Genomic DNA, 21,860 nt, shown 5'->3' on the forward strand with positions numbered 1-21,860 from the left:
GAGCCTTTCGGCTCCCTTTTTTGTTCTTTTCCTTATTCCCGCCTTGCTTAGGGAATTCAAAGCGGCATAAACTTGTCCAATAACGACAATGGGAGCAGCAAGCATGGCAGGACAGCTCGGCAGGAAACTGGCCGCTAAGTTCGATGAGGAGATCCGTTTTTTCAAGGGATGGATAGACGGGCCGAAAGCGGTCGGCGCTATTTTGCCGACGAGCTCCATTACCGCGCGCCGAATGGCAAGCGTCATCGACACCGGCTCCGGTCTTCCGGTCCTGGAGCTTGGGCCCGGCACAGGTGTTATCACCAAGGCGATCCTGAAACAGGGCGTCAAACCGGCCGACCTTTACTCTATCGAATATTCGCAGGACTTCGTGGATCACCTGAATACGGCCTTTCCGGAGGTCAATATCATTCAGGGTGATGCATTCGATCTCGACACTGCGCTGGGCGAGAAGAAGGACCAGAAATTCGACTGCATCATCTCTGCCGTACCGATGCTCAATTTTGCGATGGATCAGCGCATTCAACTGGTGGAAAGCCTGCTTTCACGCATTCCGCGCGGACGTCCGCTGATGCAGATCACCTATGGTCCCTTGCCGCCGGTTCCATCTGGGCGCGGCAATTATATTGTCCAGCACTATGATTTCGTGGTGCGAAACGTGCCTCCGGCGCAGCTTTGGGTTTATCGCAGTCCAATGGTCTAGATTTTTCTTTGCGGAGTTCCGGTATGACTGCACGTATTCTCGTCTTCGCGGGTTCCGTTCGCATCGGCGCTTTTTCCGGCCATATGGCGGATGCTGCTGAAAAGGAGCTGCAGGTGCAGGGTGCGCAGGTGACGCGCATCACACTTGCCGATTATCCGTTGCCGATCATGGACCAGAATCTGGAGAAAGAGCATGGCGTTCCCGACAACGCCATGCGCCTCGGACGCCTGTTCGCGGAACAGGACGGGCTGATGATCTGTTCTCCAGAATATAACGCCTCGATCCCGCCGCTTCTCAAAAACACCATCGATTGGGTGAGCCGCATTTCCCGGGACGGGGACAGGCCATTCAAGCCCTATGCCGGTCTGACGGTCGGCCTGTGTTCCAGCTCTGACGGCATGTTCGCCGGGATGCGTGGACTTTATCATTTGCGTGCGGTTTTGATGAATGTCGGCGTGCAGATCGTCACCGAGCAATGCTCGGTGGGGCATGCATCAGTGGCGTTCAACGAGGATGGAACGCTGAAAGAAGAGCGCAGTGCCCGAATGCTCTCTGCCGTCTGCCGCAGTCTTATCGAGCGGGTGGAAGAAGCAAAAAGCTGATTCCATTTCGTTTGCGATACGCTCCAAAGTGATACGAATTTCGGATTTGCCACACCGTCATCTTTCGTATCGGGCATTGTTGTGCGAAGAGAGTAAAAATCACCACGGAGACTCTGATGATGACGACACACTTGCGCGATCACTTGATCGTGGGCCTCGACGTGCCGACCATTGCCGAGGCTGAGAAGACCGTCGAAGAGCTGGGCGATGCCGTTTCCTTCTACAAGATCGGTTATCAGCTGGTTTTTGCGGGCGGTCTCGACTTTGCAAAAAGCCTTGTCGCGGCGAAGAAGAAAGTCTTCCTCGACATGAAGCTGCTCGACATCGACAACACCATCGCAAAGGGCGTTGAGAATGTCGCTAAGATGGGTGTTTCCATGCTCACCCTGCATGCTTATCCGAAAGCGATGCGGGCAGCGGTCGAAGCAGCAAAGGGATCGGACCTCTGCCTTCTGGGCGTGACGGTTCTGACCTCGATGGACAATGCCGACCTGCAGGAAGCCGGTTATTCTGATGATGCGGAAACTCTGGTGTTGAAAAGGGCGCGTCAGGCGCGTGAGGCGGGTATGGGCGGCATCGTTGCTTCTGCCGTCGAAGCGGCGGCCATCCGTCAGGCGGTGGGGCCGGATATGGCCATCGTCACACCAGGCATTCGCCCTGCAGGTTCAGAAAAAGGCGACCAGAAGCGGGTCATGACCCCTGCCGATGCGTTGAAAGCCGGAGCCAGCCATCTGGTCGTTGCCCGTCCTATTATCAGCGCCAATGATCGCAAAGCCGCGGCTCTTGCCATTCTTGAAGAAATGCGCTCGGTTGCGTGAAAGAGTTACTGGAGGAGACAGCATGACGAAAGCCTACTGGATTGCCCGTGTGGATGTCCGTGATCCCGAGCGATACAAGGACTATGTTTCGACCGCGAAACCGGCATTTGAGCGTTACGGTGCAAATTTCATCGCACGCGGTGGCAAGGCTGAAGCGGTTGAGGGGCAGGGCCGTGCCCGCAATGTGATCATCGAATTCGAGACCATGCAACACGCGCTCGATTGCTACAATTCGCCGGAATATCAGGCGGCGAAGGCGATCCGCCAGACGGTCGCGGATGGTGAGATCATGATTGTCGAAGGTGTTTGAAATCAAAGGGCCCGCAGGGGCCCTTTTTTACGCGTGTTCTATAGCCGGACCGGCGGATCGTGCCGCCCGGCAAGCGTCAGGTCGAGCAGCAGAACCTTTCCGGCATGGGGATCGGATCGGCGCGCCTCTTCGTCGAGGCCTTCATTGGCGCTCGTCACGATCATAACCGTTGCATCAGGTCCAACGAAAGCCGGGCAGGAGGGCTGCCGGACCGGCAGCGGAACCGAACGGATCAGGCGGCCTTGCGGTGAATAGGCATTGAGCGAACTGCCGCCCCAGCAGGCATTCCACAGCGTGCCTTCTCCATCGACAACTGATCCGTCGACGCCGCCTTCTTCGGCCCGGTGATGGAAGACGCTTTTGTCAGATATCGGCAATCCGGTTTCGGGATCCGTGTCGACCCGCCAGATGATATTGCGATCCGTATCGGCGAAATAGGCGATCTTTCCGTCGGGAGAAAAGCAGATCGAATTGGTGATCGTAATGCCCGAGAAAAGCTTTTTTATCTGGCCCTCGCGGTACCACCATACCGAACCCGCATCGGCCTCGGCCTTTTTGCCCATTGTCCCGATCCAGAACGATCCTGATGGATGTACGCGCGCATCGTTGGAACGGGTGATTTCATTATCGGCTTCAAGCGGATGATGAAGGGTCAATCGCCCATTGGAGCGCTCGCGAATGAACAGCCCATGCTCGCTGACGATCAACTGCCGGTCGCGATCGATGACAGCAAGGGCGCTGGCTTTCATGCCGAGTGCATGGACGTGGATTTCGCCGCTGTCCCAGTTTTTCTCGATCAGTTTCTGGCCGAGGATATCGAACCACCAGACGTTTCCGCTCAGAGGATCATAGCCGGGGCCTTCGCCGAGTTGCGCTACATGATCAGCAAACAGGGTAGTTTTAACGACGGTCAATTTTTCCTCCCGAAACGGCCGAACCGATTACAGCCAGCATAGACAACCGATGAAAGCCGATCCAGTTGAACTTCACATATTGGAAAAGCAAAGTCGATGTCCAAGGCGGATTGAGAGAAAGGACTATGTTGCCTGATCATTCCGTTTTAGATTTCCCGCAACTTCGAATCGCGAGGAAATCATGGCTCTCAAAGTCGCGGTCCAGATGGACCATATCAGCACGGTGAACATTACCGGCGATACCACATTCGCCCTTTCGCTCGAGGCGCAGAAACGCGGTCATGAGCTCTATCATTATACGCCCGACCGGCTTTCAATGCGCGATGGCGTCGTTTCCGCTCGCCTCGAAAAGATGGAAGTGCGCGACATCAAGGGCGATCACTATACGCTGGGCGAGCCGGTCCGCAGGGACCTGTCGGAAATGGATGTGGTGCTTCTGCGTCAGGATCCGCCGTTCGACATGAACTACATTACCACCACCCATCTTCTGGAGCGGATTCACCCGAAAACACTGGTGGTCAACGATCCGGCATGGGTGCGCAACAGTCCGGAAAAAATCTTCGTGACAGAGTTTCCTGACCTGATGCCGGAAACGCTCATCACCAAGGATCCGCAGGAAGTCATGGATTTCCGTCGCGAGTTCGGCGACATCATTTTGAAGCCGCTTTACGGTAATGGCGGTGCGGGCGTCTTCCATCTGGCCGATGGTGACCGTAACCTCACTTCGCTTCTGGAAATGTTCGGTCAGCTCTTCAAGGAGCCCTTCATTGCGCAGCGCTATCTGAAAGACGTGCGCGCCGGTGACAAACGCATCATCCTGATCGATGGCGAACCTGTCGGCGCAATCAACCGCGTGCCTTCGGAAACCGATGCCCGTTCCAACATGCATGTCGGCGGGCGTGCCGAACAGAGCAAGCTCACGCCGCGTGAACGCGAGATTTGCGAGCGCATCGGCCCATCACTGAAAGAGCGTGGTTTCATTCTGGTCGGCATCGATGTGATCGGCGACTATATGACCGAAATCAATGTCACCTCTCCGACCGGTATCCGCGAAATCCAGCGTTTTGACGGAACCAATATTGCAGCCCTGTTCTGGGATGCGGTTGAAGCCAAGCGTTAATTTGTTCTCTTAACGTTCTTGAACTTGCCGCTCGTCCGTGCTTAACTCTTTAAGTTGTATTTGAGTATTTACTCACTTAAGAGATGTAGTGCGTGGCGAGCGGGGGCACATGGTCGCGCGGGTTGGAACGGTTGATTTTCAGGGCATAGAGGCCGTGCCTGTCGACGTGCAGGTAATGGTTGCGCCAGGCAAGATGGGCATGTCCATCGTCGGACTGCCAGACAAGGCGGTGGCGGAGAGCCGTGAGCGTGTGCAAGCGGCATTGCATGCGTCTGGCCTGTCCATGCCGACAAAGCGGGTGACGGTCAATCTGGCACCTGCCGATCTGCCGAAGGAAGGGTCGCATTACGATTTGCCCATTGCTGTCGGGCTCATGGCGGCAATCGGCGCCATTCCGGCGGATGCAATCCAGTCCTATCTCGTTCTGGGTGAGCTGTCGCTCGACGGTTCGATAACATCAGTGGCAGGTGTTCTGCCTGCTGCAATCGGCGCGAACCGGGATGAGAAAGGGCTCATCTGCCCTTATGCCTGCGGGCCGGAGGCAGCCTGGGCGGGCGCTGGTATCGACATATTGGCTCCGCGCAGCCTGATCGCCCTTGCCAATCATTTTCGTGGCACGCAGGTCCTGACCCGGCCGGAACCATCCATGCGGATTTCCGGTGAAACGGAACTCGATCTTGCCGACATAAAGGGACAGGAAACCGCCAAGCGTGCGCTTGAAATCGCGGCTGCGGGCAATCACAATCTGCTGCTTGTCGGACCGCCGGGATCAGGCAAGTCCATGCTCGCCCAGCGATTGCCATCCATTCTGCCCCGCCTTTCTCCGCGCGAATTGTTGGACGTATCGATGATCGCCTCGATTGCAGGCGAACTTTCGGGTGGAAAACTGTCGGATCGCCGTCCGTTCCGGGCGCCGCATCATTCGGCCTCGATGGCGGCAATGGTTGGTGGCGGGCTGCGTGCGCGGCCCGGCGAAGTATCGCTTGCGCATAACGGCGTGCTGTTTCTGGACGAGTTTCCGGAATTTTCGCCGCAGGTGCTGGATTCGCTGCGCCAGCCGCTTGAAACCGGCGAATGCCTCATCGCGCGTGTCAATCATCGAACCACCTATCCCGCGCGCTTTCAACTGATCGCGGCCATGAACCCCTGCCGTTGTGGAATGGCGGGCGAACCCGGCCATGTCTGTGCACGCGGGCCGCGTTGTCAGGCCGACTATCAGGCGCGCATTTCAGGCCCGCTTCTCGACCGTATAGATTTGCGGGTGGACATGCCTGCTGTTTCTGCCTTCGATCTCATCAAGCCGTCGCGATCGGAATCGAGCGCGACGGTCGCGCAACGCGTTGCCCGTGCCCGCGCAATACAAACCGCGCGTTATGCCGCGCGCGGTCTGGAACCGTCCATGACCAATGCCTATTGTTCAGCCAAGCTGATAGAGGAGGTGGCGGAACCGGATGCAGCCGGTCTCAAGCTTTTGCGCGACGCGAGCGAGCAGATGCGGTTTTCCGCCCGCGCCTATCATCGCATTTTGAAGGTCGCCCGGACGCTGGCCGATCTGGAGGGGAGCGACCAAGTCGGCCGCATCCATCTGGCCAGTGCCATATCCTATCGTATGGGTGCAGAGAGGCTGGTTTCGGTAGCCTGAACTGGAACCAGAGCAGTCAGCGCGGCGCTATCGGCACCCAGTGATGGAGCACGGCATTGTCTTCGCATGAGTAGCACCAGTAATGCCCCTGAAAGGGCTGGTCATACTGGCGGCTGATCGGAAGTCCGGCCAGAAAGCAGAAAAGCAGCGTACCGGCACCGCCGTGGCCGACAATAGCGATATTCCCGGAGGCTGTCGGTCGTTTCACTGCTTCGAAGCCTTCTACGGTGCGCCTTTGCACATCGATGGCCCGCTCCCAACCACGAATGCTGGTTTCAGGTGCTGAAAAGAATTGGTCGGCGACAATCTCGTGTTGTTCGGCGGGCAGGAAGCCGGTGGCGCTTCGGTCGATCTCGCTAAAGCGGTGGTCCGTTGATGGGCTCGGTCCCAAAGCGCCAGCCAGAATTTCAGCCGCTTCAATCGCCTTTGTTTCGGTGCTGGACCAGATCGAGGTGATCGATTGCAGCTCTGGCTGGCTGGCAAAGAAACGCATGCGTTCAATGCCACGCTCCGACAGGTTCCATGACGGGACAGGCTTTACCGGATCGATCACGACTTCCGGATGCGAAATGAAATAGATTTTTGTCATGCGATCCCCAATAGTCGCATCTTTAGAAGCCACAGGGCGCGAAATGCACCCTGTGGCCACCTTATCGGTTCATATCCCGAATGTTACCAAGCCATTCTCGTCGATGGCCCAGGCCGGGTTCCAGGCAATTTCCCACGCGTGACTGTCGGGATCTGCGACATAGCCACGAAAACCGCCATGGACCGGTGCATCGGCAGACCGCAACAGTTTGCCGCCAACTTCAACCAGTCGGTCCATCAGTGGCGCAACATCCGCTTTCAGTTCCACATTATGCGCAAGAGAAAACGCACCGGGCTGCAGAAGACCGCCGCGGTTCATGTCGACTTCCAGGGAGGTTTTCAGAAAGGTTCCGAGAACGAAGCCGTTCATCTGATAGAAGATGATTTCTTCATTCTCGAAAACCGGCACCCAGCCGAAGCCCTCGGCGTAAAAACGACGTGAGCGCTCAAGATCGGCGATACCAAGTGTAATGACGGAGATTTGCTGTTTCATAACCAAGACCTTTTGTTCTCCAATGCACCCATTGCATTGGAGTGTAAGGTCAAGGGACTCGATGCATTTGCCGAAATGAAAGCAATCGCGAAGGCCAGGACCCGCTTTGCAACGGGGATCGGGCTAACCGCACCGACCTCTCCTTTTTAGACCCGGAATGAATAACACATTCCGGGACCATCTTCAAAATCAATCGGGACGTTTCGATATCAGCGCACTGAGCCGACGAGAAGATTGTCCGGGCCTTCGATCGTGACCCAGCGACCAGTATCACTGGCGGCCTGACGCTTCAGATAGGTATAATCCGTCTCGTTCCAGCGCATGACTTCGTCGGTCAGATTGTCGAGAACGAAGTCGCCGCGATCCGTGCGAACGGTGAGGACTGCGTGGCCTTCGCCGTCCGGCTTGCGAACGACGGTGATCAGAAGATCCGTAATCGGGATGCCGGCCTTCTGCAATTCGCGCTGCTTCAGCAGTACGTAATCTTCGCAGTCGCCAACGGTCGTCGGGTAAGCCCAGTATTCCTCAACGCCGTAGATTTCCATGTCGGTCATCGGCTTGATGCTTTCATTGACCGCAAGGTTGATCTCGACGATGCGCTGCCAATTTGAATGGTCGAGCTGTAGCGCGCGGGTGTCACGGCTGCTGATGCCGCATTCCTTGGCTTCGCGCTTGCAGAACTCATAATGTCCGATCGGCTGCGAGGTCAGCTTGCCGGTCTGCATGAAGTCACCGGAGGCGGCTTGTGCACCAAAGCTTGCCATCAGCAGCGAAGCCGCGAAACCGGCGGCGGCCATAATCTTTGTGGTCGAGCGAACAACGCAAAACATACTCAACGCCCTTTGGCTTTCGCCATTTACTCATTTATTAACGAAACGTTAATGTCTGAAATACTCCGGAGTCAATTCAGTTTGCCTCGAGACTGCCTGACTTCTTAATTAATGGTTAATGAGGGTATTCTTAAAGATTGCAATTATTGGTTGAATTTATCGGTCGTTCAAAGCGGGATCTGGCGGTGAAAATCACTCATAATTTTGCCACGGTCCGGGCGCTTGTCTTTTGCCTCGAATAAGCCAATTGTTGGTGTTCGACCGGATCGTAATGATCTCTTTGCAAAGGCCAAATGATGACAGGCGCAACGACGCGCAAGGCCACGGCAGACGATATAGATGCGCTCATGCGCATCGAAGAGCGCTGTTTCGAGACAGACCGAATTTCCCGCCGTTCTTTTCGCGCACTCATCGCGCGACCGACCGCCGAAACCATCGTTGCAACAATGGACGGGACGGTCATCGGCTATGCGATGATCCTGTTTCGTCATGGCACTGCGCTTGCACGGCTTTACTCGATTGCCGTCGATCCGGAGGCAACGATCAAGGGTGTCGGCTCTCTCCTGATGCAGGCGGCGGAAACGGCAGCTTATGATCACGACCGTCCGTTGCTGCGGCTGGAAGTGCGCGAGGATAATGAACGCGCCATCGCGCTCTACAAGCGGCATGGCTACCGCCCCATCGGGCGCTATCTCGATTACTATGCTGACCATTCGGATGCGCTGCGTTTCGAAAAGACGGTTCGCGGTGACATTTCGCCGGTCACAGCCTTTCCCTATTACGAGCAGACGACCGATTTTACCTGCGGTGCGGCTTGTCTGATGATGGTACTTGCCCGGCACAATCGGGAAACGCAGCTCGATCCAGTGCTGGAAGTCCGCCTTTGGCGCGATGCAACGACGATCTATATGATGTCGGGGCCGGGCGGCTGTGAACCTTTCGGACTTGCGGTCGCTGCGCATGAGCGCGGTCTGAAAGCGTCGATCATCGTATCCATCGAGGACATGCTTTTCCTGCAGTCGGTGCGTTCGGAAGAAAAACGCAAAGTCATGCAACTGGCCCAGACCGATTTTCGCCAGCGCACGGAAGCCTATGCCATCCCGGTGGACTATCGCGGCTTCACGCTGCACGACATTCTGGACGCCCTGCGCCGCGGGGCGGCAGTAATCGTGTTGATTAGCGGCTATCTCATGTTCGGCAAGAAAGTGCCGCACTGGGTGCTTGCCCATGGTGAAGACGGGCGTCACATTCTCATTCATGACCCCTGGGTGGAGGAAGAGCTCGGCGAAACCATCGCCGATGCTGCAAACGTCCCTGTTCCTTTCCATATTTTCGACCGCATCGCACGGTTCGGCAGTGATGGGCTCAGGGCAGCCGTTATTCTGGAAAAAAGGACGGACTGATGACGATCTGCGTCATTCTGGTAGGGCGCCTCTCGGATATCGATAATGGGGCGACGCCACATAAGGTCATGACCACGCGCGACTATCTTGCGCACCCCGCGCTCTTCAACGGACAGCTGCGCCCGCGCATCATTAATCTGTCACGCTCCTACGCTTATCAGAGCCGCGGCTATTATGCTTCGCTTCTGGCTGAAGCGCGGGGACATCGCATCATTCCCTCCGTGGAAACCATGATCGATCTGTCGGAACGGCGGCTTTATGAAAACGCTATTCCCGAACTCGAAGACATGCTGAACAAGGCGCTCGGCAAGCATCCGGAAAAAGCGCCGGAAATGATTCACGTGCATTTCGGCCTTGCCGATAATCCCGAGTTTGAGCGCTTTGGCCGGCTGCTCTTCGACTGGTTTCGCGCGCCGTCGCTGGAAGTCACGGTCAAGCCCGGCGAATGGGCTCGGATCCAGAAGATCGGCTTTGCAAACATCACGAAATTCTCCAAAGCTCAGAAGGAGCGCTTCGAAGAGGCGCTTGACCGCTATACACAGCGCGAGTGGCGCGCTGCGCGCCCAAAGGTCCCTGCGCGCTATTCCTTCGCAACGCTGTGCGATCCGAAGGAAGCGATGCCACCATCGACCGTCTCGACGCTGAAGCATTGGGCGAGGATTGCGGCGCGGCTTGGTGTGGAAGTGGAGCCGATCGGCAAGCGCGATCTGCCGCGGCTTGCCAATTATGATGCACTGTTCATCCGCGAGACGACGTCGATCTCCAATCATACCTACCGTTTCGCCCGGCGGGCGCAGCAGGAAAACATGCCGGTGATCGATGATCCGATTTCCATGATCCGCTGCACCAACAAGGTTTATCTGCACGAATTAATGCAGGCCAATGATGTGGCGGTTCCGCCAACGGTGATGATTGCGGGCGAGGAGGATCTGGAGCGGGCTGCCGATATGCTCGGCTTTCCGTTGGTCATCAAGATACCGGATTCATCATTTTCGCGCGGTGTGAAGAAGGTGAAGGATTTTGCCGAGTTGAAAGCGCTTGCCACGTTGTGGCTGGAGGATAGCGATCTGCTGCTGGCACAGAAATACATGCCGACGAAGTTCGACTGGCGCGTCGGCGTTCTCGATGGCAAACCGCTTTTCATCTGCCAGTATATGATGGCGAAGAACCACTGGCAGATCGTCAAGCACGATACGGGCGGCAAGCCGCTGGAAGGCGGGTTTCGTTCCTACGCCCTGGGAGATGCGCCGCCATCGGTTCTGGAAACCGGGCTGCGCGCGGCGCGCTGCATCGGCGACGGACTTTACGGCGTCGATCTGAAGGAAACGGATGATGGCGTGGTGGTGATCGAGGTCAACGACAATCCCAATCTTGAACATGGGATCGAGGATGCCGCCGAAAAGGACGAGGTCTGGATCAAGCTGACCCGCTGGTTCACCGACCGGCTGGATCGCAAGTAGGGCGTGCCGAAAACAACTGGATGGAGCATCTCCAACGATCAAACTTAGATCGGAAATGCTCTATATCCAGCAGTCGGGCGAAACCTCGCTGAAATCAAAGAGGTGTAAAGCAGACCTTGGTGTGTCCTGCACCGATGAAGCCGAGACGGCCTGCAGCCCCCTTCGACAGGTCGAGGACGCGTCCTTTGATGAACGGGCCGCGATCGTTGATGCGCACGACGAGCGACTTGCCGTTTCTCTGATTGGTGACCTTGACCTTGCTGCCAAGCGGCAGGGTGCGGTGCGCTGCGGTCAGACCGGACGGGTTCATACGTTCACCCGAAGCCGTGCGGGAAGTGAGGGCGTACCAGGAGGCACCGCCGCATTGCTGTGCTGAAGCTTCGATTGCGGTGGCCGCGAGAAGACCGGTTGCCGCAACGGCAAGCATAGCCATACGGGTCTTGAAAGTCATGCCAGATCCACTAGTTGTTAACGGGGTGTCCCACAGTTGTTGCTGAGAAAGACAATCGCGAACTGGAATCTAAATGTGGCGATGGCGTGGTTCTAATGAGAGCATTGTACGATAACTGAATCTATATCGCGTCGGGAAAATCATCCTATACTGAGTGTTATTTACTTAAAGACATAAACATAACCAAGGAATATTAGGAAAGATTCGAATTGGTTGCTGTAAATTCGTTTACGATTCGTTAGGAATCTGCGGCAAGCCTTTGCTATGCCTTGTTTTCGCGTGCTGATTGCAAGAAAAGCTGCTTGGTCGGTTGCCGGTCTGATGCGTCCGAATTGCGATTTCTATTTGTAGGGCAAGTTTTCGGGCGTTGTGCCAAAGTTGACGAAATAAGGCATTTTGGGGGCAGATTGCAATTTATGGCTGTGTTTCATAAATTCTTACCGGTCCTTAAAAGTTATCCACAGGGGTTGAGTGGCGGTGCGATGACGTTTCTTTGACTGCTGTGAACCTGCACGAAAGCGCGAAATTCCTGCTATAAGCGTGCGGATCAGACGACGGAACGCCATGCAGGATCACCCGGAAAAAGACAGGACCGACACCACCTCACCCGCAATTTCAACGGGTAAGCGGATACTCTATCTTTGTCTCGGTTTCCTGATGTTGGGCTTTGGCATTATTGGTGCCTTCCTGCCGGTCATGCCGACCACGATCTTCATCATTTTTGCGGCGTGGTTCTTTGCGCGATCATCGCCGAAGTTTGAAGCACGTCTGCTTGCCGATCAGCGTTTTGGTCCGCTGGTTATTAAATGGCGCGAGCGTGGAGCCATCCCGCCGCGCGCGAAGCTTTATGCCTGTATCGGCATGACGGTGGGTTATGGCTTGTTCTGGTGGGGCGCGAAACCCGGCTGGCTGCTGGCCGCAGCCGTTACCGTCTTCATGCTCGGTTCGGCTGCTTATGTACTTTCGCGTCCAAGCGATTAACAACTTCAACCGTGCAAGTGTTCACGATAGGAGTGGTTATCTGGAGCATTTTCAGCAAAGTGCGAGGTAGTTTTGCGTAGGATAATGCGTAAAAACAAAAAGATAGAGCAGTTCCACGATTCCGTTTGAACTGGAACCGCTCTGAAATGGGAGCCGCCAATGTCCTTGCCTGTCGTCAATCCGCTGATCAATCGTCTTTCCGTACCACCCATTCCAGCGGTACAGGCCTGGGCACGGGGCTATGACGGTTCGCATGGTGCACTGATAGATCTGTCGCAGGCAGTCCCCGGCTATCCCCCGCATCCCGATATGCTGCGCTTTCTCGGCGAGGCGGCGGGATCGGTTGCTTCCGCCGGTTACGGTCCGATCGAAGGCGAACGGATTCTGCGCGAAGCCTATGCAGCACATGTCGGCCAGCTCTATCACGCACAGATCGGCGCATCCGATGTCCACATCACATCGGGTTGCAATCAGGCCTTTATCGCTGCCATCATGTGTGTGGCGCAAAGCGGCGATACGGTGCTGACCACCGATCCGTTCTATTTCAACCATCGTTCATCGTTGGAAATGCTCGGCATAGCTTCAGGTTCAGTGTCCAGTCATGCTCAAAATGGTTTCATCCCAAGCGTCGAAGATGTCCGGGCTGCGCTCCGTCCGGGCATCGCGGCGCTGGCCCTCGTTTCTCCGAACAATCCGACCGGGGCAATTTATCCAGCCGGGCTTCTGGCAGAGATCTATGTACTCTGCCGTGACAATGGGACATGGCTCATTCTGGACGAGACCTATCGTGATTTTCTGACCGATGGTGATGAGCCTCCGCATCGGCTTTTTGACGAGGCGGACTGGCCGTTGCATCTGATCCAGCTTTACAGCTTTTCAAAATCATTCTGCATTCCGGGGCACCGGCTTGGGGCGATTGTTGCGGGCAAGGCGATGGTCGAGAATGTCGCAAAAGTCATGGACAACCTGCAGATATGCGCAAGCCGTGCGCCGCAGATCGCTGTCGCCCGCGCTATCGAACCTTTGAGCGGCTGGCGTGACGATAATCGTGGCGAGATCGCAAGGCGTGCCTCTACATTGCGGTCGGTCATGGCTAATCTCGAAGGCTGGCATGTGGAGGCGGTTGGAGCCTATTTCGCTTTCGTTCGCCATCCCTATCCGGATGTCTCATCGGTCGATGTTGCCGAACGTCTTGCAAAGTCGCTCGGCATCGTCACTTTGCCGGGCCGGTTCTTCGGTGAGGAGCAGGAGGCCTTTCTGCGCTTTGCCTTCGCCAATGTCGATGTTTCCGGCATAGAGGCTCTCGCTGCGCGTTTGCCGCATTTCAGGACCTGAATCCCCTGCCGGTCCAGGGATCGGCAAAACCCCACAAAATCACTGGCAAGCGGCTCTGATACAAACCTGTAACAATAGTGTCATATGAATGTAATATAGAGCGCGTAGAGGGCTAACGACGCCACATCGTCATATGTCTTTTACAACAGGAGCCGCAGCTCATGAACAAGATGATTTCCTCGACCGCAGCGCTTGCCATCGCTGCCGTTATGTCGGTTTCCGCCGCTCAGGCGCGCGATCAGATTCAGGTTGCCGGTTCCTCGACCGTTCTGCCTTATGCAAAAATCGTTGCCGAGACGTTCGGTGAAACCTTCCCGAACTTCAAGACGCCAGTCGTTGAATCGGGCGGTTCGGGCGCAGGCATCAAGGAATTCTGCAAGGGCGTCGGCGAAAACACCATCGATATCGCCAATGCATCGCGCGCCATGAAGGACTCGGAACTTAAGTCCTGCATCGACGCTGGCGTCAAGGACGTTCAGGAAGTGCGCTTCGGCTATGACGGCATCGTCTTCGCGACCGACGCCAAGGGTCCGGATTGGAAGCTGAAGCCGGAAGATGTCTACAAGGCTCTCGCAGCCAAGCTGGTCGTCGACGGCAAGCTGGTCGACAATCCGAACACCAAGTGGAACCAGGTCAACCCGAACCTTCCGGACTGGGACATTGCAGCCTATATTCCAGGCGAAAAGCACGGCACCCGTGAAGTGTTCGAAGAAAAAGTTCTCGCCGACGGCTGCAAGCACTCCGGCGCTCTGGATGAAATCAAGAAGGCCGGTCTCGACGACAAGGCTGCCGCTTCCGCCTGTATCGCAGTGCGCAAGGACGGCAAGGCTGTCGATATCGATGGCGACTATGCTGAAACTCTGGCCCGCATCGACTCCAACAAGACCGGCGTTGGCATTTTCGGCCTCTACTTCTTCGAAAACAACGCTGACAAGCTGAAGGTTGCCACCGTCAACGACATCACGCCGTCGGCTGAAACCGTCGCTTCGGGTGAATATCCGGTGTCGCGTCCGCTGTTCTTCTACGTGAAGAAGGCTCACCTCGGCGTTATCCCGGGTCTGAAGGAATATGTCGAGTTCTTCCTGAACGACCAGATGATCGGCCCTGACGGCCCGCTCGCCGAATACGGTCTGGTTCCGGCTCCGGACGCTGAACGTGAGGCCCAGCGCGCTGCCTTCACCGAAGGCAAGACGATGGCTGCAAAGTAAGTTTTAATCTGTGGAACGCGGGGATGACAAATCTCCGCGTTCTTCTCCTTTCGCGCCTTTACACTAAGACAGGCGCATCCGCGTGGAATGGTATGGGTAGCCGCACCTCAAAACCGTCCGCATTCATCAGGGCAACCGGGGAAATTGAATGTCCTTCTTTCTGGTTCTCGTCAGTATCGTTGCAATCGGGCTGATTGGATTCTTCATAGGCCGGCAGCGTGCCGTTGCACTGGACAAGATCCAGTCTGCTTCCGCGCAAGCTTCGCGGACCGAGAAAATGCATTCCCGCCCGCATTATCATGGCTGGTGGGTTTTCCTCGTTTCGGCATTGCCTGCCGTTCTGTTCCTTGCTGTTTGGGCCGTTGGAACGTCAGTCTATCTCGATCACAGTGCGACCGCGCGTCTGCCGGACGCCGTCGAGGGCGGCTCCTTTACCAATCGCAGCCTGCAGCTCGGCATGGTGCGTGGTCTTGCCAACGGGCTTGACCGGCTGACGCCCGCCGAACTGGAAAACTTTCCGTCGAATTATCAGGATGCCCGCACACTTCTGGCATCCAAGGGCGTGGCGCTCGCGACCGAAGGCCAGGATTACATGGTGCCGATCGCGCTCTACCTGGAAAATGCGACCGCGCTGACGCATACGATCGGTTCCGCTGTTTCTCTGGTAATCGCGGTCGCAGGCGTGATCTTCGGCCTTTCCACGATCAGTCGCCGCATGCGCGCGCGCAACAATGTCGAGCGGATCGTTCTCTGGGGCCTGATCGCAGCATCAGGCATCGCCATCCTGACGACCGTCGGCATCATCTGCTCGATGCTGTTTCAGACGATCAGCTTTTTCCAATCCGTTTCGCCGTGGGAATTCTTCTTCGGCACTGTATGGGATCCACGCTTTGCCGCAGCCGGTTCAGGTGGCGAGACAGGCCAGTTCGGTCTCATTCCGCTTTTGGCTGGTACGCTTTATATCGCGCTTGTAGCCATGCTGTTCGCGGTTCCGGTCGGATTGTTCTCGGCCATTTACATGGCGGAATATGCATCGCCGAGGGTGCGCACGGTTGTAAAACCGGTTCTTGAACTCCTGGCCGGTATTCCCAGCATCGTCTACGGCTTCTTCGCCCTTGTCACTGTCGGACCTTTCCTGCGCGATCTGTCGATTGCCATAGCGGGGGGGCAGGGCTTTATCATGGCGCAGAGCGTTCTCACTGCCGGTCTCGTGATGGGCGTGATGCTGATCCCTTTCGTGTCGTCGCTTTCCGATGACATCATCACCGCCGTGCCGCAGACGTTGCGCGACGGTTCGCTCGGTCTCGGTGCTACTCGCTCTGAAACCATCAAGCGCGTGATCCTTCCGGCTGCTCTGCCCGGCATCGTCGGTGCGCTTTTGATGACCGCATCCCGCGCTATCGGTGAAACCATGATCGTGGTTCTGGCGGCAGGCGTTGCGGCCCGCATCAACATCAACCCTTTCGAGGCGATGACCACCATCACGGTGAAAATCGTCAACCAGCTCACCGGTGATCTTGAGTTCAACTCGCCGCAAACGCTGGTGGCTTTTGCGCTCGGCATCACGCTTTTCGTCCTGACGCTGATCATGAACATCTTTGCGCTGCACATCGTGCGCAAGTACCGGGAGCAGTACGAATAATGACCGATACGACCCTCAACGCCGGCGGTGCAACGGCGCAGCCGACACGCCGCGATATCGGAATCAAGCGTCGTTACGCCGCTGAACGTCGCTTTCGCTACTATGGTATTGCCGCGATTTCCATCGGCGTGTTCTTCCTCTGCGCGCTCCTGTTCTCGGTCTTTTCCAAGGGCTATACGGCCTTCTGGCAGACGACGCTGTATCTGCCGGTCAAGCTTGAAGAAAAGGTGATCGATCCGGGCAACAAGCGCGCGACCGATCCCAATGTGCTGATCACGGCCAATTATCCGCTGCTGGTGCGCAATGCGTTGGCTGAAAAGCTCGGTGTTGCCACAACAGACCGTCCGGCAATGCGCGATCTGGGCCGTTTCTATTCCGACGGCGTACGCATTCAGTTGCGCAAGATGGTGATGGATAATCCGTCGCTCATCGGCACGACCCAGACCGTTCCGGTTCTGGCGGGCGCCGACATCGATTCCGCCTTCAAAGGGCAGATCGACCTTTCCGTGCCAGAGACGAGCCGCAAGGTTTCGGACCGTCAGGTGGGCTGGATGAAGACGCTTTCGGAAGAAGGCGTCATGAAGGAGGCCTTCAATACCGGTCTCTTCACCTTCGGCGCTTCCAGCCGTCCGGAAACGTCCGGTCTTGGTGTTGCGCTGGTCGGTTCGTTCTACATGATGCTGATCGTTCTCGGCCTGTCGCTGCCTATCGGCGTCGCCGCTTCGATTTATCTGGAAGAGTTCGCCAAGAAGAACCGGTTCACCGACATGATCGAGGTGAACATCAACAATCTGGCGGCCGTACCGTCCATCGTGTTCGGTCTGCTTGGGCTTGCGGTCTTCATCAACTTTTTCGGCCTGCCGCGTTCCGCGTCGCTGGTTGGTGGGCTGGTGCTGACGCTGATGACACTTCCCACCATCATCATTGCGACCCGTGCTGCCCTTCGCGCAGTGCCACCGTCGATCCGCGCCGCAGCTCTTGGCCTGGGCGCTTCGAAAACGCAGATGGTGTTCCACCACGTCCTGCCGCTTGCCGCACCCGGCATCCTGACCGGTACCATTATTGGTCTTGCCCATGCGCTCGGTGAAACCGCGCCGCTTCTGCTGATCGGCATGGTGGCGTTCGTCGCCGACGTGCCGTCGACACCGATGGACCCGTCGACCGCTTTGCCGGTGCAGATCTATATGTGGGCGAACGAAGCAGAACGAGCCTTTGTGGAACGCACGTCAGGCGCTATCATCGTCCTGCTTCTGTTCCTTGCCGTGATGAACATTGCAGCAATCATTCTGCGCCGCCGCTTCGAGCGCCGCTGGTAAACGGGAGTCGAAAGCTATGAATCTGATGACCGAACGATCTCTCGAGAAAGCCGTAGGAGAAAAAATGAACGCCAACGCCAATTCCATAAAGATGCGCGGCGACAAGGTCTGCGTATTTTATGGTGAGAAGCAGGCGCTGTTCGACGTCGATCTGGAAATCCAGGAAAAGATGGTCACGGCGCTGATCGGCCCTTCGGGCTGCGGCAAGTCCACCTTCCTGCGTTCGCTCAATCGCATGAACGATACGATCGAAGGCTGCAAGGTCGGCGGCAAGATCACGCTCGACAATGAGGACATCTACGATCCGAAGATCGATGTCGTCGAGCTGCGCGCCCGCGTTGGCATGGTGTTCCAGAAGCCGAATCCGTTTCCGAAGTCGATTTATGAAAATGTCGCTTACGGCCCGCGCATTCATGGTCTCGCCCGTACCAAGGCCGATCTGGAGGAAATCGTCGTGACGAGCCTGCAGAAGGCGAGCTTGTTCGAGGAAGTGAAGGACCGTCTGCACGATGCTGGCACCGGCCTTTCCGGTGGCCAGCAGCAGCGCCTCTGCATTGCGCGCGCGATTGCGGTGAGCCCGGAAGTCATTTTGATGGATGAACCGTGCTCGGCGCTCGATCCGATTGCTACCGCCAAGGTGGAGGAGCTGATCGACGAGCTGCGCCAGAACTATACGATCGTGATCGTCACCCACTCCATGCAGCAGGCTGCCCGCGTTTCGCAGCGCACCGCCATGTTCCATCTTGGCAATCTGGTCGAAGTGGGCGACACGGAAACCATGTTCACCGCGCCGACCGAAAAGCGCACGCAGGACTACATCACCGGACGCTTCGGCTAATCCGGAACTGCGCTCAAACAGATAGACAGTGCGGCTTCCCCGCAATTTATATTACGAGGTCTACTATGCCGTCTCAGCATACCGTTCGCTCCTACGATGAGGAATTGAAGTTTCTCACCCATAAGATCGCCGAAATGGGCGGACATGCGGAACGTATGGTCGAGCAGTCGGTCGCCGCTATCGTCAATGCGGACAATGCGCTCGCACAACGCGTTATCTCCGACGATCTGATCCTCGATGCCAGTGAGCGCGAGATCGACGACAAGGCTGTGATGATCATTGCCAAGCGCCAGCCCATGGCTGTGGACTTGCGTGAAATCATCGGCTCGATCCGCATCTCTGCCGATCTGGAGCGTGTCGGCGATCTGGGCAAGAACATTGCCAAGCGCGTTGCCGCCGTTTCGGAATCGCGTCAGCCGGTAAAGCTATATCGCGGCCTTGAAACCCTGGCCGAACTGGCGCTGACCCAGCTCAAGGATGTGCTCGACGCCTATGCGTCGCGCTCGGTGCAGCAGATCAATGTCGTTCGCGATCGCGATGACGAGATCGACGCCATGTACACGTCGCTGTTCCGCGAACTGCTGACTTATATGATGGAAGATCCGCGCAATATCTCCGCCTGCACGCATCTTCTGTTCTGCGCGAAGAATATCGAGCGCATCGGCGATCACGCGACCAATATCGCGGAGACTGTCTATTACATCGTGACCGGCCTGCAAATGCCGGCCGAACGACCCAAGGAAGACCTGAGCCACGGCATTGTCGTGGATGAGGCGCGTAAACCCTGAACTACAGCCGACCGAACTTCGGTCCGGCGGTTGAGAATGAGTGAATAGCGCGGCGGCACGCGGTCGATTGGGGGATTGTATCTAGCGCCCGCCGAAATTGGATAGGGAAATACTGGATGTCACAGGCACCCAAAATCGCTGTGGTGGAAGACGAAGAGGCGCTGAGCGTCCTGCTTCGCTACAATCTCGAAGCAGAGGGCTATCAGGTCGATACGATGCTGCGCGGCGACGAGGCCGAAATCGCCTTGCGCGAGAACGTGCCGGATCTGCTCATTCTGGACTGGATGCTGCCAGGCGTGTCAGGCATCGAGCTTTGCCGCCGTCTGCGTCAATGGCCTGAAACGGAGCGCCTGCCGATTATCATGCTGACGGCGCGTGGCGAGGAAAGCGAACGCGTTCGCGGCTTGAGCGTCGGCGCAGACGATTATGTCGTGAAGCCATTTTCGACGCCGGAACTTCTGGCGCGCGTCAAGGCCATGCTGCGCCGGTCCAATCCAAGCATTCTTTCTCACGTGCTGAAAGTGGGTGATCTCGTTCTCGACCGCCAGCAGCATCGTGTCTATCGCAAGGAAAAGGAAGTTCGCCTTGGACCGACGGAATTCCGCCTGCTCGAATATTTCATGATGTCGCCCGGTCGTGTTTTCTCGCGAAGCCAGCTTCTCGATGGGGTCTGGGGACCGGATATCTATGTGGATGATCGCACGGTGGACGTCCATGTCGGACGGTTGCGCAAGGCGATCAATGTCGGTCGCGCGCTTGATCTGATCCGCACCGTCCGCGGCGCCGGTTATTCTTTCGGCTGATCGACGCAGTCGTCTACGATTTCAGGAATTGAACTTATCCGGTCCGCCACGGCTCTCGTGGTGGGCCGTTTTTGCTTGCGGCGGAGCTTTGTGAAGCGCAGGTCGGTGTCATCCGATTCGCATCGGGACGGTCGAAACAGGCGTTGAAAGCCCGGTCTCACGCGATGTTACAAGCCTGTTTCCAAAGTTGACATGGTGCAGCGGAACCTCTCTCAAAACAGAAATTCCGCAGATCATTTGAAGCACCATGAATGTGCTTGCAAAAAATGCGCAAGCAAAAGCGAATTAAGGCAGCGATATGGCGTGTATTGCGAGACTTTGAATCTCATTAAATCAATATCTTATCTGAATTGATAGATACTGTTAAGAAATTGTTAATATATTTAAAGGGCTTGTAGGCATATTCGCACTCTCGATTCGGAATTGTTTTCGGACGTTTCAGCCGTCCTCAGCATTGTTGGGATTTGACCCTTCGCCTTTTTTTGGCCTAAAAATTCCAAAACCTTGAATTCGATTGAGCGACAGTAGGGCGTGTGATTTTGATCTTCGTCCTCTTTGACTTGCACCGCAGTCAGACGTTCGAGCGCATCGTTCCAGATGTGTTTGCCCGAATGGATGACTGGATCAGTTAAGGGTCCTAACATGAGACTGAGCCATTGACGCGCGCCGCGAAGTGGAAATTGCCCGTTCTTATCGGGCTAGTGGTTGCGCCTTTCGTGGTGACCGGTTGCACGACGACTGGAACCTCGGGAAAAGCCAATTCGGAAAAGACGGCGGCAAGCCACGTCAAGACCGTCAATGGCGTGAAGACCTATACCTACACCGCACGGGACAAGAATTGTCTTGAGCGTGCGATGTTCTTCGAATCCAACCGTTCGAGCTCCGATGGCCTTCTGGCTGTCGGCACGGTCGTCATGAATCGTCTCGCATCGGGCCGTTATCCGGATACGATTTGTGGTGTGGTCGGTCAGAAGAACCAGTTTGCACCTGGTGTTCTTTCACGCCAGATGAATTCCAAAGCGCTGCCGGACGTCCAGGCCGCCGCAGCCGCAGTCCTCAAAGGGGAACGGCATCCAAAGTTGAAGAATGCCATGTTCTTCCACACGGCTGGCCTGAAATTTCCCTATAACAACATGCATTATGTGCTCGTCGCGGGTGGCAATTCCTTCTACGAGAAGCGCAATCGCGACGGTTCGCTGCAAAGCCCGGTTCCGCAGGATCCATACAATCTCGCTCTGGCCTATTCACCGCAATCACCTTCTGTTCCGCAAGATGCATCCTATGACGTGACCTTGCCGCAGACAGGACCGGTTCCGGGAACGGAACCAACCGTTCAGGTGGCGCTTGCGGAAGCTGTAAAGGCTCAAAGCGTGGAACAGAATGTCGGTGCTGGCCCGCAGGCTCGCGGCGACCGTCTGGCGCGTCATCGCGGTGTTGCAGCGCCTCAACAGGAACAGCCTGTGCAGATGGCCTCCTACCAGTCGCAATTCGATACGACTGCCCCGCAGGCGGCATCGCTCGGCTATGCGCCTGCAAGCCAGAAGCAGGTTGACGCCATCGGCGCGCTCCTTCTGTCCCAGGACCGCCCGGAAGCACCGCTCTAAGAAGCGTGTTT

The 21,860-nt window shown here is 56.5% G+C and carries 22 protein-coding genes; 17 read left to right on the forward strand and 5 right to left on the reverse strand.

Translation table 11 applies throughout. From position 1 onward, the window contains the following. Nucleotides 1-103: 103 nt before the first annotated feature. The 4 genes from pmtA (at nucleotide 104) to CQZ93_RS13765 (ending at nucleotide 2,433) form a co-directional block, all read left to right on the forward strand. The gene (gene pmtA, locus CQZ93_RS13750; protein ID WP_105543040.1) at nucleotides 104-703 is read left to right on the forward strand and encodes a phospholipid N-methyltransferase PmtA; all 600 of its coding nucleotides are present in this window, start codon (nucleotides 104-106) and stop codon (nucleotides 701-703) included. A 23-nt stretch (nucleotides 704-726) separates the two neighbouring features. After that, complete coding sequence (locus CQZ93_RS13755; RefSeq protein WP_105543041.1) at nucleotides 727-1,305, forward strand: NADPH-dependent FMN reductase; 579 nt, start codon at nucleotides 727-729, stop codon at nucleotides 1,303-1,305. A gap of 119 nt (nucleotides 1,306-1,424) precedes the next feature. Next, nucleotides 1,425-2,123, forward strand: coding sequence for an orotidine-5'-phosphate decarboxylase (pyrF, locus tag CQZ93_RS13760; protein WP_422616096.1), 699 nt, complete (start codon nucleotides 1,425-1,427; stop codon nucleotides 2,121-2,123). 22 nt (nucleotides 2,124-2,145) lie between these two features. Next, a complete protein-coding gene (locus tag CQZ93_RS13765) occupies nucleotides 2,146-2,433 on the forward strand; it encodes a DUF1330 domain-containing protein (RefSeq protein ID WP_105543043.1) in 288 nt (95 codons plus the stop codon). 38 nt (nucleotides 2,434-2,471) lie between these two features. Here the strand turns inward: CQZ93_RS13765 and CQZ93_RS13770 are convergent, their stop codons facing one another. After that, a complete protein-coding gene (locus CQZ93_RS13770; RefSeq protein WP_105543044.1) occupies nucleotides 2,472-3,347 on the reverse strand; it encodes an SMP-30/gluconolactonase/LRE family protein in 876 nt (291 codons plus the stop codon). A 181-nt stretch (nucleotides 3,348-3,528) separates the two neighbouring features. On the opposite strand from CQZ93_RS13770, the gene gshB reads away from it, so the two are divergent. Together gshB and CQZ93_RS13780 are read left to right on the forward strand one after the other, a co-directional pair. Next, nucleotides 3,529-4,467, forward strand: coding sequence for a glutathione synthase (gshB, locus tag CQZ93_RS13775; RefSeq protein ID WP_105543045.1), 939 nt, complete (start codon nucleotides 3,529-3,531; stop codon nucleotides 4,465-4,467). Between the two features lie 109 nt (nucleotides 4,468-4,576). After that, nucleotides 4,577-6,109: a YifB family Mg chelatase-like AAA ATPase gene (locus CQZ93_RS13780; protein ID WP_105543046.1), complete on the forward strand. Its 1,533-nt coding sequence runs from the start codon at nucleotides 4,577-4,579 to the stop codon at nucleotides 6,107-6,109. A 16-nt stretch (nucleotides 6,110-6,125) separates the two neighbouring features. On the opposite strand, the gene CQZ93_RS13785 is transcribed toward CQZ93_RS13780, so the two are convergent. The 3 genes from CQZ93_RS13785 to CQZ93_RS13795 all read right to left on the reverse strand — a co-directional run bounded on the left by CQZ93_RS13785 (nucleotide 6,126) and on the right by CQZ93_RS13795 (nucleotide 8,020). After that, nucleotides 6,126-6,698 (reverse strand): histidine phosphatase family protein, encoded by a 573-nt coding sequence (locus tag CQZ93_RS13785; protein WP_105543047.1) that lies wholly within the window; start codon nucleotides 6,696-6,698, stop codon nucleotides 6,126-6,128. A 69-nt stretch (nucleotides 6,699-6,767) separates the two neighbouring features. Then, on the reverse strand, nucleotides 6,768-7,190 hold the full coding sequence (locus CQZ93_RS13790; protein ID WP_105543048.1) for a VOC family protein: 423 nt from the start codon (nucleotides 7,188-7,190) through the stop codon (nucleotides 6,768-6,770). A gap of 209 nt (nucleotides 7,191-7,399) precedes the next feature. Next, entirely contained in the window at nucleotides 7,400-8,020 is a 621-nt protein-coding gene (locus CQZ93_RS13795) for a transglutaminase-like cysteine peptidase (protein WP_105543049.1), read from the reverse strand. Nucleotides 8,021-8,316: 296 nt separating this feature from the next. Here CQZ93_RS13795 and CQZ93_RS13800 point away from each other — a divergent pair, with 296 nt between their 5' ends. Beyond that, on the forward strand, nucleotides 8,317-9,423 hold the full coding sequence (locus CQZ93_RS13800) for a peptidase C39 family protein (protein ID WP_105543320.1): 1,107 nt from the start codon (nucleotides 8,317-8,319) through the stop codon (nucleotides 9,421-9,423). After that, entirely contained in the window at nucleotides 9,423-10,883 is a 1,461-nt protein-coding gene (locus tag CQZ93_RS13805) for a RimK family ATP-grasp domain-containing protein (RefSeq protein WP_105543050.1), read from the forward strand. The genes CQZ93_RS13800 and CQZ93_RS13805 overlap by 1 nt, the downstream gene beginning before the upstream one ends. A gap of 94 nt (nucleotides 10,884-10,977) precedes the next feature. Here CQZ93_RS13805 and CQZ93_RS13810 read toward each other — a convergent pair whose 3' ends face one another. Next, a complete protein-coding gene (locus CQZ93_RS13810; RefSeq protein ID WP_006468123.1) occupies nucleotides 10,978-11,334 on the reverse strand; it encodes a septal ring lytic transglycosylase RlpA family protein in 357 nt (118 codons plus the stop codon). A gap of 564 nt (nucleotides 11,335-11,898) precedes the next feature. Between CQZ93_RS13810 and CQZ93_RS13820 the strand changes: the two genes are divergently transcribed. The 9 genes from CQZ93_RS13820 (at nucleotide 11,899) to CQZ93_RS13865 (ending at nucleotide 21,849) form a co-directional block, all read left to right on the forward strand. After that, entirely contained in the window at nucleotides 11,899-12,315 is a 417-nt protein-coding gene (locus CQZ93_RS13820) for a YbaN family protein (protein WP_105543051.1), read from the forward strand. 165 nt (nucleotides 12,316-12,480) lie between these two features. After that, complete coding sequence (locus CQZ93_RS13825; RefSeq protein ID WP_181153383.1) at nucleotides 12,481-13,650, forward strand: aminotransferase; 1,170 nt, start codon at nucleotides 12,481-12,483, stop codon at nucleotides 13,648-13,650. Nucleotides 13,651-13,811: 161 nt separating this feature from the next. After that, nucleotides 13,812-14,858 carry a PstS family phosphate ABC transporter substrate-binding protein gene (locus CQZ93_RS13830; protein ID WP_105543053.1) on the forward strand — a complete coding sequence of 349 codons (1,047 nt, stop codon included), beginning with the start codon at nucleotides 13,812-13,814 and terminating at the stop codon, nucleotides 14,856-14,858. A 148-nt stretch (nucleotides 14,859-15,006) separates the two neighbouring features. Beyond that, nucleotides 15,007-16,500 (forward strand): phosphate ABC transporter permease subunit PstC, encoded by a 1,494-nt coding sequence (gene pstC, locus CQZ93_RS13835; RefSeq protein ID WP_105543054.1) that lies wholly within the window; start codon nucleotides 15,007-15,009, stop codon nucleotides 16,498-16,500. After that, complete coding sequence (gene pstA / locus CQZ93_RS13840) at nucleotides 16,500-17,816, forward strand: phosphate ABC transporter permease PstA (RefSeq protein ID WP_105543055.1); 1,317 nt, start codon at nucleotides 16,500-16,502, stop codon at nucleotides 17,814-17,816. The genes pstC and pstA overlap by 1 nt, the downstream gene beginning before the upstream one ends. A gap of 64 nt (nucleotides 17,817-17,880) precedes the next feature. After that, a complete protein-coding gene (gene pstB, locus CQZ93_RS13845) occupies nucleotides 17,881-18,654 on the forward strand; it encodes a phosphate ABC transporter ATP-binding protein PstB (RefSeq protein WP_010657754.1) in 774 nt (257 codons plus the stop codon). A gap of 65 nt (nucleotides 18,655-18,719) precedes the next feature. Then, nucleotides 18,720-19,442, forward strand: coding sequence for a phosphate signaling complex protein PhoU (gene phoU, locus CQZ93_RS13850; protein WP_006468129.1), 723 nt, complete (start codon nucleotides 18,720-18,722; stop codon nucleotides 19,440-19,442). A gap of 116 nt (nucleotides 19,443-19,558) precedes the next feature. Further along, entirely contained in the window at nucleotides 19,559-20,245 is a 687-nt protein-coding gene (gene phoB / locus CQZ93_RS13855) for a phosphate regulon transcriptional regulator PhoB (RefSeq protein WP_105543056.1), read from the forward strand. Between the two features lie 656 nt (nucleotides 20,246-20,901). Beyond that, nucleotides 20,902-21,849, forward strand: a complete 948-nt coding sequence (locus CQZ93_RS13865) for a cell wall hydrolase (protein ID WP_105543058.1) — start codon at nucleotides 20,902-20,904, stop codon at nucleotides 21,847-21,849. Nucleotides 21,850-21,860 lie beyond the last annotated feature (11 nt).

Source organism: Ochrobactrum vermis, assembly GCF_002975205.1.
Classification (GTDB): domain Bacteria; phylum Pseudomonadota; class Alphaproteobacteria; order Rhizobiales; family Rhizobiaceae; genus Brucella; species Brucella vermis.

Coding starts and splice junctions, on each gene's coding strand:
- pstA (WP_105543055.1), top strand. CDS start 16,500: ATGACCGATACGACCCTCAACGCCGGCGGTGCAACGGCGCAGCCGACA.
- CQZ93_RS13780 (WP_105543046.1), top strand. CDS start 4,577: ATGGTCGCGCGGGTTGGAACGGTTGATTTTCAGGGCATAGAGGCCGTG.
- CQZ93_RS13820 (WP_105543051.1), top strand. CDS start 11,899: ATGCAGGATCACCCGGAAAAAGACAGGACCGACACCACCTCACCCGCA.
- pstB (WP_010657754.1), top strand. CDS start 17,881: ATGAACGCCAACGCCAATTCCATAAAGATGCGCGGCGACAAGGTCTGC.
- phoU (WP_006468129.1), top strand. CDS start 18,720: ATGCCGTCTCAGCATACCGTTCGCTCCTACGATGAGGAATTGAAGTTT.
- CQZ93_RS13755 (WP_105543041.1), top strand. CDS start 727: ATGACTGCACGTATTCTCGTCTTCGCGGGTTCCGTTCGCATCGGCGCT.
- pmtA (WP_105543040.1), top strand. CDS start 104: ATGGCAGGACAGCTCGGCAGGAAACTGGCCGCTAAGTTCGATGAGGAG.
- CQZ93_RS13800 (WP_105543320.1), top strand. CDS start 8,317: ATGACAGGCGCAACGACGCGCAAGGCCACGGCAGACGATATAGATGCG.
- CQZ93_RS13765 (WP_105543043.1), top strand. CDS start 2,146: ATGACGAAAGCCTACTGGATTGCCCGTGTGGATGTCCGTGATCCCGAG.
- pstC (WP_105543054.1), top strand. CDS start 15,007: ATGTCCTTCTTTCTGGTTCTCGTCAGTATCGTTGCAATCGGGCTGATT.
- gshB (WP_105543045.1), top strand. CDS start 3,529: ATGGCTCTCAAAGTCGCGGTCCAGATGGACCATATCAGCACGGTGAAC.
- CQZ93_RS13790 (WP_105543048.1), bottom strand. CDS start 7,190: ATGAAACAGCAAATCTCCGTCATTACACTTGGTATCGCCGATCTTGAG.
- CQZ93_RS13795 (WP_105543049.1), bottom strand. CDS start 8,020: ATGTTTTGCGTTGTTCGCTCGACCACAAAGATTATGGCCGCCGCCGGT.
- phoB (WP_105543056.1), top strand. CDS start 19,559: ATGTCACAGGCACCCAAAATCGCTGTGGTGGAAGACGAAGAGGCGCTG.
- CQZ93_RS13785 (WP_105543047.1), bottom strand. CDS start 6,698: ATGACAAAAATCTATTTCATTTCGCATCCGGAAGTCGTGATCGATCCG.
- CQZ93_RS13810 (WP_006468123.1), bottom strand. CDS start 11,334: ATGACTTTCAAGACCCGTATGGCTATGCTTGCCGTTGCGGCAACCGGT.
- pyrF (WP_422616096.1), top strand. CDS start 1,425: ATGACGACACACTTGCGCGATCACTTGATCGTGGGCCTCGACGTGCCG.
- CQZ93_RS13830 (WP_105543053.1), top strand. CDS start 13,812: ATGAACAAGATGATTTCCTCGACCGCAGCGCTTGCCATCGCTGCCGTT.
- CQZ93_RS13805 (WP_105543050.1), top strand. CDS start 9,423: ATGACGATCTGCGTCATTCTGGTAGGGCGCCTCTCGGATATCGATAAT.